At 39.0% G+C, this 12,488-nt stretch carries 8 protein-coding genes; 1 reads left to right on the plus strand and 7 read right to left on the minus strand.

Annotated elements, in window-relative coordinates; translation table 11 throughout:
* From AC1DG9_RS15045 to AC1DG9_RS15075, 7 genes are all read right to left on the minus strand, one after another.
* A partial coding sequence (locus AC1DG9_RS15045; protein WP_477634819.1) for an ABC transporter transmembrane domain-containing protein occupies positions 1–1,396 on the minus strand: 1,396 nt, incomplete at its 3' end.
* A 1-nt stretch (position 1,397) separates the two neighbouring features.
* Positions 1,398–2,486: a hypothetical protein gene (locus AC1DG9_RS15050; protein ID WP_477634820.1), complete on the minus strand. Its 1,089-nt coding sequence runs from the start codon at positions 2,484–2,486 to the stop codon at positions 1,398–1,400.
* The gene (locus AC1DG9_RS15055) at positions 2,483–2,644 is read right to left on the minus strand and encodes a hypothetical protein (RefSeq protein ID WP_172659967.1); all 162 of its coding nucleotides are present in this window, start codon (positions 2,642–2,644) and stop codon (positions 2,483–2,485) included. Before AC1DG9_RS15055 ends, AC1DG9_RS15050 begins: the two co-directional genes overlap by 4 nt.
* 1 nt (position 2,645) lies before the next feature.
* Positions 2,646–3,674, minus strand: coding sequence for a grasp-with-spasm system ATP-grasp peptide maturase (gene gwsG, locus AC1DG9_RS15060; protein ID WP_337716649.1), 1,029 nt, complete (start codon positions 3,672–3,674; stop codon positions 2,646–2,648).
* 3 nt (positions 3,675–3,677) lie between these two features.
* Positions 3,678–3,887 (minus strand): hypothetical protein, encoded by a 210-nt coding sequence (locus AC1DG9_RS15065; RefSeq protein WP_172659965.1) that lies wholly within the window; start codon positions 3,885–3,887, stop codon positions 3,678–3,680.
* Positions 3,888–3,963: 76 nt separating this feature from the next.
* Positions 3,964–4,158: a hypothetical protein gene (locus tag AC1DG9_RS15070; RefSeq protein ID WP_172659964.1), complete on the minus strand. Its 195-nt coding sequence runs from the start codon at positions 4,156–4,158 to the stop codon at positions 3,964–3,966.
* A 1,053-nt stretch (positions 4,159–5,211) separates the two neighbouring features.
* The gene (locus AC1DG9_RS15075) at positions 5,212–8,097 is read right to left on the minus strand and encodes a glycoside hydrolase family 2 TIM barrel-domain containing protein (RefSeq protein ID WP_477634821.1); all 2,886 of its coding nucleotides are present in this window, start codon (positions 8,095–8,097) and stop codon (positions 5,212–5,214) included.
* Between the two features lie 2,019 nt (positions 8,098–10,116).
* On the opposite strand from AC1DG9_RS15075, the gene AC1DG9_RS15080 reads away from it, so the two are divergent.
* Complete coding sequence (locus AC1DG9_RS15080) at positions 10,117–11,772, plus strand: DUF4932 domain-containing protein (protein ID WP_477634822.1); 1,656 nt, start codon at positions 10,117–10,119, stop codon at positions 11,770–11,772.
* Positions 11,773–12,488 lie beyond the last annotated feature (716 nt).

Genomic DNA, 12,488 nt, shown 5'->3' on the forward strand with positions numbered 1-12,488 from the left:
CTCCTAACCTTTCTAACGATATTCTGGCATCCTGGGCTTGCCTGATGAAATCAATCAATTGTAACAACGGCGCATTAAGCTGGCCAATAATATACTGCACAGAGAGCATCATACCCAAGGTAAGGTTTCCACTTAAAACTAATTTTGCGGCCAGGAAGCTTACCAAAATATCTTTGACTTGATTGATAAAACCTCCTCCAACAGACTGCCATTGCTCTAACGAAAGCGCCTTTATCTGAATTTTGAATAATTTGACCTGTAGGAATTCCCAATCCCAACGCTTTTGTTTTTCGGCATTGTGCATTTTTATTTCCTGCATGCCGTTAATGAGTTCCATTACCTTGCTTTGTTCCTGTGCCGTTTGCGAGAACTTTTTATAATCTAACTCCTTTCTTTTTTTCAGAAAAAAACTAATCCAGCCAATGTATAAAACTGCCCCAATTAAGTAAACGATAAACAAACGGTAGTCGTAAATTAACAGAATGACACTAAAAATAACCAGGTTAACCATCGAGAACAGTGTATTGAGCGAAGAATTGGTAAGCAATTGCTCTATCCTATGATGATCGTTAATTCTTTGCATGATATCTCCTGTCATTCTGGTATCAAAAAAGCTGATGGGAAGCCTCATAAGCTTAATGAAAAAATCTGAAATGATAGCTATATTTATGCGTGCAGAAAGGTGTAACATTATCCAGCTCCTGATAATTTCTAAGCCCATTTTACCTAAAAAGAGCATAACCTGGGCAAGTAAGACCAGATATATAAAATTTAGATCCTGATTTTGAATTCCTACATCTACAATACTTTGAGTAAGAAAAGGAAAAATGAGGGATAATATACTCCCTGCCAAAAGGCCAATTATAAGCTGAGCAACAAGTGACCTGTACTTAAGCAGGTATTTAGATAAAAAAGAAAAGCTTGCTTTCTTTTCTTCATCGTCAAATTCACTTTTATAAAATTCAGGGGTGGTCTCAAGAATTAGCGCAATACCTTCTTCTGTATTTTCATTCGCATTTTCACCAATCCAACATTTTAAAAATTCTTCTTTGGTATAAGTAATTAAACCAAAGCTGGGATCTGAAATATAAACCCGGCCTGCTTTATCAATTTTATAAACTACGACATAGTGGTTTTTATTCCAATGCACAATACAAGGCAACGGTGCATCTGCAACCATCGTATTGAAATCTATCTTAACCCCCAATGTTCTAAACCCTAAATGCTCCGCTGYATTACTAAGCCCCATTAAACCACTTCCTTCTCTGGTTGTTTCAGAAAGCATTCTGATTTGCTGTAATGGAATACTTTTATTATAGTACCTAGCTATAATACGCAGGCAAGTTGGACCGCAATCCTTAGCGTCAGGCTGTTTAAAAAAGGGGAATTTTTTCATATTAAGCAGACCAGATACTATTGAATTTTTGAGATAACTGTTCCTTATCTATAAAGCATCCGGAGGCTGAAATAGTAACCCCGCAGTGATTTAGATCAAGGTAGTCTACTTCATCATCCCATTTTGATAAATACGGATTGTAGGCGCATTCGATTGGATGATACCACTTGTCAATACCTTTAACAGGAACCCGACTATCTACACACATGTACCTGAATTCACAATCACAACAAACCAGCATACTATCTTTCTGAATATTTCCCAATTCCTGAAACTGATCGGATGAGATCAGATTTAAAAACTGCACCGAAGAGATTGATTTAACCTGGCCAAAGCTTAGGGTATTGTTTAAACCATTTTTGATGTTACCATCGCTATCGATATACACCTTGCCAAAATAATAGGAATGGAAGTTATAAGCTTCTAAAAAATGCTCTGTATTGATGCCTAGTTTATCTATCGTTAATTTGCGTTTATAGACTGTAAATTCTTCATCAAAATAATTAAAGTAGACGTTTTGATACAGCTCGGTTWTTTCTATACTATTTTTTGAATTGAAAAAGTTTACAGAAAAAACCAAGTTATGATCGCTTAGCCGTTTACGATGATCTTCTAAAGCATCGTGATCGAAATTTTCGATGTATAGGTAAACACTATCTATTTCAAGGGTGTCTATCCTTTTTAAAACCTTAAACAAGTTATCATCTACCTGAGGGGCAATAATAGATAGATTTAGAATATATTCCTCTTTAATGCAATCAAAGAAATTAAGGTCTACATTGGTATGCAGTACAATGTTTGTGATTTTATTGGGTACTTCTAGCTTTCTGTTGAGCGCTGTAAAGCATTGTTTCTGGTTTTGATCGGCAAGTTCGAATACAATTTCTTCGTTAATTAAAAAATCAATGAGGGATTGCCTTTCTTCCTCATCTTCGATTTTATTAAAGTCGATGAAATCATCTGTATCTAAAATGTAAAAATGTGCTTTCGAAATGAAGAAATAATCTTTTCGAAGTATATCATAAATGATTGCCCTATTGTAACCTTTGAYCGGAATACATAACTGGTTTCTTAGAAAGAATTTCCTCATAACGGCGATTTATAAAATAGGTCTAATTGTAAACTGTTGGTGGCAAAAATCTTTGATGCCCTGGTTTTAATGAGGTAGTCGGGCCTTTCTTTCTTGATTAAAGATTTTAAATGAACAGGTGCTACTCCTTTTTGTATTTCAACTTTAATTTTTTTCATATCAGAGGTTTAAAGCAAGAGCCTTTTCGAGATTATAGTTGCAGGGGTTAGATACCATACCGAACTGGCCTATAGGGTTAAGGTCCAAAAAATAATACTGATGGTCTTCTTTAGAAGAAACGACATCAAATGAAGCACAATTTAGGCCGATATGATCTAGCAGCTGCTTAATCTTTTTTTGATAAGACTTTGGAAACTGATAGGGATTTAATCGATTTGGCTTTGAATTATCATAGTTTCTAAAATCTACTTCGGTCCTTTTATTTTTTTGCGAAAAGATTGCCATCGCATAGAAATCTCCGTCCAGATAAAAACACCTTATCTCGTAATCTTTTATAATGTTTTTCTGGAAAAATGTAGGAACAAACTCATCTGGTAATTCATTGATATCATTTACGTCGATTTCTGTTGTATAGGCTAAGTGAATAAAGTTATCTGAATCGTAAACAGAGAGTGGCGAGTTTAAGGGTTTGGAGATGATGTTTTTTTCTTTGTTGTAAAAATCCAACAGAGCGCCTTTATTGCCGCTAACCATAAAGTTTGGTGTCAGGATTTTAAATTTATTGCATAAATCAAGTACCTGAAGTTTATTGACATCTCTGGTTGCGAAATTGTTTATCGATTCCATTTTATCGAAAGTGTAGTGGATATATTCCATTAAGCTTTCATTTTCTGTTAACAGGTAGTTATTCAGATATTCGCTGTCAAAGTTTTGTTGAAAAAACAGATCACCTCTTCTATACCAGATCTTTGTTATTTCATTGCTACAAACTGTTTTACCATCAATATGGAGGGTGAAGGCTGTATCTGTAAGAGAAATTAATTTTACATCGGTATTTTCATTAATTCGTATAAAATCTTTCTTTAGGTTTATTAACCAGTTAATTACCCTGCTTGTTGAGTAATCGTCGCTGATGGAGAAAATTATGACCATATACTTATATGTTGTAAACTGGTTTAAAATTAGTTTTGCCTTACTACCCGTTAACCCGTTAAAAATGGAGGATGTACCTCCATTTTTATTTTTCAATTCTTAATCAATAGAATTTGAAAGATTGTAAACCGTCCTGGTGCTTCTGATGCTTCCATCATCATTATAATACGTATAATGTGTATCTGGGCAACTGGTTGTACCGGTTCGTACCTGACAATCGCTCATTGTACCAAAGGCCATTTTGCCTCCGTTGATCTGACAGCTTTTTAAGTCGATCTTTTTCTCGAATAAACCTTTATTAATTTTCATTTTTTTGAAATTTGCTTATTAAAATAATTAGATTAATTTTTCCAGATTATGGTTATTGTTCGCGTAAGAGCTGGTGTTAATCCGGACAGTTATAGTCGGTACAAACCTGAATCGTAGTCTTGTTGTCGTCTTTAACCGTGTATCTGGTGTCTGAACAGCCCTGAACACAGGTACTGGTTGAAGTGGTTTTTTGGGTGGCAGCTAACCGACCACCATTGATTTGGCAATTTTTTAGTTCAATTCGTTTTTCGAACAATTGGTTGATTTTCATAATGGTTATAATTTAAATTTTGATAGATAACTCGCCAACTTACCCTGGCGCATAGGCTTTTGTCGAAGGCAAATTCGGTGTATACTGCAATTGATGCAAGGAAGAACTGATATTTGATAGCTTTAAATCTATTTCCGTAGGCTCTTTATAAATATTCGTTTTATAAAGTATCTAAAAAGTAGTTCACACTCATAAAGGATTATTCGAAAAGCGGGAACGGTAAAAGATCCATGAATCCCAAACCTAAGGAAGAATTTCCTTTGAAGGGCATTTTACAAAGTCCTTGTTGCAGTACAAATATGACAGCTGGTTGGAGCAAGGGTAAAAATAAATATTATATGTACTGCCGCTGCATTAAGCATTGTAATATCAATATTTCAGGAGCATCGGTTCATCAAAAAATTCAGGAATTACCGAAATACATCAGCTTCACTCCAGAATTTCTTGACAAGCTGATAGAAAGGGTACTGACTTACCAAAGACTACCCTTGAGGTAAGGGATCAAAGGCATAAAATTCTAGCAACAAAACTTGCGACGATTGAAACAAAAATTTAAAATATTGAAAATAAACTTTTCGATGGGGTGATTAATGATACGACTTATAAGAAGGTTTAATGTACATTGGGTATTTTTTTCCCCTATGACCTAATATTATAATCTATCAATAGTCAGATTGCATTCAAAAAATTAATTTCTTTACTGCATATCAATCAGTCATGAAACTCAGGAAATCAAGACTACATCAACAGCGATGGCCCGCTAAGCAAAACAGGTACAGAAGAAATCGGACCTTCAAAACAAAGAAGATGAGAAGAAACGGATGACATTTCAGGTGACCTTTCCGGCAACGCTTTAGGAAACACAGACTCAGAAGACCAATGGCTCAACTTGAATGAAATAAATTATCTTTTTGGTGACAGCCTGACCGCAGGATATGGCTGCGGCCAGGCTCCACCAAGTCCTTCCCAGCCCTTTTTACAACAAAGATCTACCAGGCAGGCTTTGGTTATCAGATCATCAACGCTGGAATCAGCGACTTACCTTCTGAATACTTATAAGCTATTTTCACTAGTGAGCTTTTGGATGTCAGCTATATCCATTGATACTTCCGGCATAAAAGCATTTCCCTCCATGTATTTCTGCAGGCTATATAATAATTGTCTTGCCTCCGGACGCTGATCACGATCAGATAGCAGGTCAATAGCGCTAACTATCAGGCTTCCTTTGCCCACTTTACATTCAAAAATCAGACCCAGTGGTCGGGCGGTAACCCAATCATCAATGACCCTCACCAAAGGGTTGATTTTTTTACTGAGAGCATCCATTCTTACCGCGCTTGAATGGGTGACTGCGTCCCACCATTGCCAGTTACTATGGTACTCTGTTGGGAATGCARCAAAGGCAGGATGTTCAGGGTTGCACAAGATACCTAGTGTGGTTGGGGGCTGGCTTTTCGTCCAAGCTGTATTCCAAAAGATGCTTGAAAAACCGACCTTGATATCACCGCCCATCTCTGGCTTAATAGATCCCTTTTTTAAAGTCAATAGTACTTTGCCACCGCTGTTTAGTTCCTCGACAGCTTCATCATCCAATACCTGCGTTACCCGCACTTCCTTTGAAATATCAGGCAGAACGGTGGGATAGACAAAAATATCCCATGAATTTTCTGCCGATACTGTCTTTACCTTTAAAAGTAGCTGTTCTGCAGATTGAATGGTGCTGAATTTTTGGCGGATCGTGCCAATATGCTGACCGTTGCCCAATGCAATATCTACCGGATTAAATTCACCATGGTAGAGGGGGGTGCCATCAGTTTTAGTGATGGTCCAACTTACTTTTGCACCGGCAAGTGCTTTACCACCGAAGTTTGCTACTTCAACCGGTGCCACCAGCTGCTCGCTGGTGGTATAAATCATGCTGGGAAGCCTGACTAATGGTACAACAGCATTACAAAAACGTCTGTACTCAACTGCGGTCACATAATTTTTTTCTTCCCAGAAAGGATCAAGTACACCTACAAGGGCAGTTCCCTGTCCTGGGAAATCATTTAATCCAAGCAGTTGGAAACCGCCAAAACCAGGAGTCCTCAGAGCCGCTTCAATATCAGCTTTGTAACAGAGGACCTGTAATTTTCCAGAAGCCATCAAGAAACTGTCAGCTAACATATACATTCCGTTTTCTTTCAATCTGTCCTGAAAGATCTCGAAGTTCTTCGGTTTCAGGATGCCAGTGTATTTCTTCATTTCTTTAAAATCCGGATAGACACACCACTGACCGATTTCATGGCTCACCGACGGCTGTTTCCACTTGGATATGATGTCACTCCAGTCGTACGTTGTCGAAGGTTTCCGGCCATTCAGTATACTGTTCAATCCCTCGCCCCACCGCTGTATCCTGGGGTCTGGAGTGTTATTGTAATCGCTTTGATCAACTACAGGCCAGCCTGCACCAGTGGTGTATAGCCTCCTTGTGTCTTTGACTTTCCAGAAGTTGACAAACTTTGTAAGGTAAGTCACATGATTTTTACCGCTAGGCTCGTTGCCGTAAGTCATCATCACAAATGAAGGATGGTTCCCGTAAGTTTTTACCATTCTTTCACTTTCCTTGTAGATATATTCATCTAATGGCCTTCCATCACCTATTACAGCATCTGTRCTGGCCCAAGAGGAACATTCTATCTGCAGATATATTCCCAGTTGATCAGCTGCCGCAAAAGCTGCTTCCGGCGGGCACCAAGAATGAAACCTGACGTGATTTAAACCATAATGTTTAATGKCACTAAAACTTTTGAGCCATGAGGCCAAATCCGTAGGCGGATAACCAGTTCTTGGAAACGAAGCGCAGTCGAGGGTGCCTCGTAAAAATGTAAGCTGGTCATTCATGATAAACTGTGTGCCCCTGGTTTTAAACTCACGCATACCAAATAGGAGCTCCTGTTGATCCGGCAGATTGTTAAGGGTGGTTTTTAGATTGACGGCAAAACGATAGAGATCGGGATGAAATTCATTCCAAAGTAAAGGACGACTACCCATTGCGTATACTAGACTGAGATCAACGCTTTTTCCATTCAGCACCACGTCCTTAACTAAGGTCTTTAACCGTCGAGCGTTTGCCCTAGAAGAAATTGCCGATAAGTTCAGCTGTGCCATGCCTTTAGCTCCTGTCGGGTTGTTAACTTTGAGTTTCACTCTTACCAGTCCGGCGTGAATATCTGGGTATAATTGCAGGTCTGAAACATATATTTTCGGCCTGACCCTGAGCTGTAATGTTCCAACCATACCATTCCAGTTCGTTTGGGTATGATCAGTGATACTATGTGAGTTCATTCCCACGTTAAAGTCCTTTACCCGGTTATCTATCCTCACGGTGATCACGTGTTTACCAGGTGTTAGCAGGTCTTTCAACTGGAATACATGGGCTGTACCCAGACTATTCTCCATTCCTATTCTGACGTCATCTACCCAAACTGTTGTTTCCCAGTGGCTTCTCTCAATAAAAAGCTCTGACAATTCGCCCTTCCAGGATGCAGGTATAGTAACGCTTTTCTGATACCAGGCTGCCCCCTTATAGTATTTCTCCGGCTGCAGCCAGAAAGGAATCTTTATGTTTCCCTGCCTCCTGTACTTTGCGTACTGAGGCTGCGAAAACCAGGATGAATCTACGATTTCGCCAGTCCAAGGTGTATGTACAGTGATGTCGTTGCCTATACCATTGGTAGTCATTGATCCCGGAAGCTTTACTTTTTCCTTAAGTTTGGTACTGTACCATTTCTCAGCAATGCCCCGATCTAGGGAGTCAGTCTGAAACTGCCAGGTGCCTGCCAGATCTATTGCGGCACTCTTCTCAGCTTTTATCTGAGCAAAAGCATCGCATGCTGTAATGATGACCACTGACAGCGCTGCCAGAATATAATTTAAACGTTTTCTAATCTTGTCCATTTGTATTTGAAAGTGGGCTACGCGCATGCTATCAAGCCGGATTCTGGGTAATTAACTGATTACTCTTGATTTCATTCTGGGGTATACTATAATAAATTAGGGTAGTAATTTTCTTGTTCATAGGTTTGTTTTAAAATTTGGTTAGGACACGGGAATTACAGCCCAAAATTTTTATGAAGCTTATCCTGTTTGGGTATATGTTTTAAAATCTGTTCAGGATGAGTTCAGAGTCATATTATTGATATTTGGCGCTCTAAATTAGGACACAAGATGTACAATATAAATGGACAAACAAACGGTTTTGATGGACAATATCACCATAATATAGCATTATAAACTAAACTAGATTTAAATTATGAGCCTCGAACAGAAATCAAAAAAGTTAAAACAGCTATTGTCCGGATATGACACCGAATGGTTTTTAGGAAACCTAACAGATTTAATGTGTGCAATTGGCGGGAATGGTGCTGACTGTATATTTCCTTCTATTTGAACTGTTGCCTTTTTTGCAACAGTTGCTTCTTGATCCAATTCTTCTTCCTTGTATATGTTACTAAGGTGCCTTGAAATTGTTGATTTATTTTTACCAAACAGTTCAGCCATCTGACTTAATGCTAGCCAGACAGTATTCTACTCAACTTTTACATCAATTGCAGTTTCACCGCTTGGTGTTTGATAAATAACAATTTGTTCAGGACCAACAGCACATTTTCCAGGCCAATAATATTGTAATTGTATTTCCAACAAACAGAAACAAGAAAGCAAAAATCTTCAATTTTGTACAAAAGTTGAATCGAAAAACTGGCGTTGAACTTTGCAGTTTCGCCCCACTATTGCAAAATCCTTGCTATGAGCAGCAATTGTCTTCAGCTAATTCCAATAAATACGTCTATGATTGGATTTCTAAATATATACAAAACTGAAATTACCGCCGCCGTTATTAGATATGATTTCGAATGCCTGATGTCACGCTTATTAAGATTATATATCATTGCTATTGCACAAGCCAATAAAATAATGATTAATGCACCCCAGTTTTCAATGAAAATATGTATGGGCATTTCATAGGTTCTATCAGATGATGCGCCTTCCCCAAATGTCGCCCAATATATTAGCGGAATACCAAGCATATATAGAAAAACACAAATAAATAGTATAAGAATGAAGACAATTGATAGGTGTCCCAAAGCAGTTTTTACGTTTAGGATTTCCTTCATATTGTGTTTTGGGTTAAACATTTTGTAGTTGCTTATAGCAGATTAATGTGGACTTTATTTTGTTTAATAAATCATTTGCTTGAGCTATTGTCAACCAATCTACTATTCTGTCTTGCCTGTTTACGTTTGTCATCACGACGATTGATTGGTTGGAGTTTGAGAATAAGTAATTTGGTCTAATAAGAAAACGTGTCCTCTCATAATTAAGTCAAGGATATAAACTTCTTGTATTTCTGATTTCAGATAAGTTTTAGTCTTGCTAAATAATTTGTTTTTCTGTCTTACGCACATTTTGTTCGTTGAGATTTCTAAAACAGTTTTTCCAAATGTATTCCATAGCCATACATAAAGTAAAAATGTAAAAAATGCAAAAGGTATAACAGCGGAAATCAAATAGGTAAATATTTATGTTAGTGGATCCTACGGCTTTAATCATCAGCAAGCCTTAATGAACACTTAATTCATTGATTTTACATTACTCGCCTCATTTTAAAAACCGCCAAAATTGTGGAAGAACCATTTTCAACGGAACATACACCCAGACGTCACCCCGGTTTTTAATCCAGCTTTTATCTACTCATCACATTTTATTGGGGTTTCGTCACATTTTTTCATAGCGCCTCCTGGATGATGCTACTTTCACTCCAGCAAGGGGACGGTGGAGCAAAAAAAATTAGAAATACCATAATCGTTTATAATCCTTATGAATTATTAATGAAAAAGGTGCAACATGGAAGGAGCTATCAGCGTCCTATCGCTTGAGCTCGGCCCTGAACAAACACGAACGCTAAATACATAACATATGAAAAAAATAACCTTTCCCCTCTTTGCTGTTATATTGCTTGCTGTTTTTACCACTGAAGCATTCAGCGGGACATCCGGAGCCAAATTCAGGAAAAACACGATCGTTTTAAATGAGGTGAATTTCTCGGTTGATCCGAGAATCGAACTGTTTCATACGATGGAGGTATTGRCTGGCGTTCCGGTAACCAATTTTATAGACCTGGATTATAAGCAAAAAATAGCAGCGGCATTTACGCTGTACAAAGACCATCAGCTCTTTGCCTATCTTTCAAAAAATCCATTGTACGGAAAACTCTTTACCACAATTGACGGGCCGATCTGGTTTATGCTGCACATGACACAGGAGCTGGATTGGCGCAAGGATATTGAAGTATCAGAAAAGAAAAATCCTGCACTGGATTCATTGCGTATCCTGATGAAGGATTTTTGCCGGAAATCAAATTACGCCGCTTTTTTTAACAGCAATTCGGATCTCTATCAGATATCGCTAGCTACCTTGGCGTATAACCTGCCTGATTTTGATGAAAAGAACAGACTGATGGACTATTGCGGAGCGAAGGATAAAAAGCAGGTTCAGTTTAACGTGATCCTGAACTTTTTAGGCTGGGGGAATTTTGGACCAAGAATATTCAAAAGGGACGGCGCGGAACTGTATGCGGTGATCTCCCCGGAAAAAACAGCGATCAGGGTGCCGACTTTTGACGTCCGAGGGCTCTATAAGTTGCTTTGGCATGAGTTCGCGCATTCCTTCGCTAATCCTGCTGTGGAGAAAATCCAGGATCAGTTTGAGCCCATGGGGCATTTACTAGAACCAATCCGCGAGTCCATGAAGGCGCAGGCTTATCACTCCTGGCCGGTAGTTTTCAAAGAACACCTCACAGAGGCAATTGCCTGCCGGATGGCGGCCCTGAAATTCGGAGAAGAGGCTGCAGATTTGAACTATTTCAGGTTCCAGAAAGGAATGCGCTGGATCTACTTAAATCCGTTGATTGCGGCTTTAAAGCACTATGAGTCCAACCGGTCGAAATATCCAACGCTCGACAATTTTATGCCGGAGATCGTGAAGGCTATGAAGTTTATTCAGCAGAGCGACATTGACCGGTGGATGGCGGAAACGGAGCAGATCAGAAAGCCTGACCTTGCTGCTATTCCGCAGATCGGGGACATCTATGATAAGAAAAACATCCTGTTTATTTATTCAACAGCCGAAACCGACCAGGTTGCAGACCGGAAGCTGAAAGACTTCATGAACGGTTTTAAAAACAGGATTGGCTCGCTCAAAGAAGCAAAAATGGTAGCCGATACCGCTGCGCTGAAAATGGATTTAACGGGCTACAACCTATCTGTCTGGGGAAGCGTCAAGGGGAATAAGTTTCTGGAAAAGTACATGCCGCAAATCCCGCTGCATGTCGGAGATGAAAAGGTAATCGCTGAAAATATTTATGCAGGAAAAGGCTACGGAATCTTGATCGGCTGGGTAAATCCGGTCAACCCGCAAAACATGATGGCGGTGTACACTGGTCAGAGCCCGGCGGATGTGGTAGACTTTAACCAGATCATAAATGGAAGTGGCAACTACCATATTTTCCAGAACTTTACTACACTCCGGCAGGGGAATTTCAGTAGGCAGGCACAGGTTTGGGTAGCAAAGTAGATAGGTTTCATCAGCTAAAGTCGTGATATATGCGTATTTCGGGGAAAGTGGTTCTTCGCCTATTTTCGTAATTCTTGAAATAAACTGGCATTTTATCGTTAGTAGGTCTTGAAGGCCAACAAAGCAATCTTCAATAAAACCAATCAATTTAAGGGTGTTTCAGTAGATAACTAAACAGACAGCTTCATCATCTATTGTTTTTAAGCAAGAATATTCGTCTGCGCAAGGCCCACAGTAAAAGGCAGGCAAAAAAGCAAGGTGACAGTGGCTTTCCTGATAGTTAGGTTCATCGTTTTATTGCATTTAGTTTCCTGTTAATATTGGCAATGCTGTCCAGCAACGCAATATTCTGCCGCTTCATACTGTCAATCTGTAATTGTATCGCCGCATCTCTTAAACGTGACCTGCCATCGGGTGAAGATTGTTGTCCGCAGGAAAATAGGCAGAACAACAACATAATGCACATAAATTTCATCATCATTTGATTGTTTACATTATAGGTTGCGAAAATTCGAAAATACTTACATCATCACCGAAATAATTCCTCTAAGTAAGCAGGATCAACAAGCGCTGCTAATGCATGAAAATGTGGTATCAGTTTTGTTGGCTTTCTGGCTAAACACACATTCAAACCCATAGCTCAGCCGGAAAGCACCATTGTACCTGATGTCGGGTTGGCATCCATTAGTCCTCCACAACTTAACACAAATTCAGCC

Source organism: Pedobacter sp. 05L430, assembly GCF_056397585.1.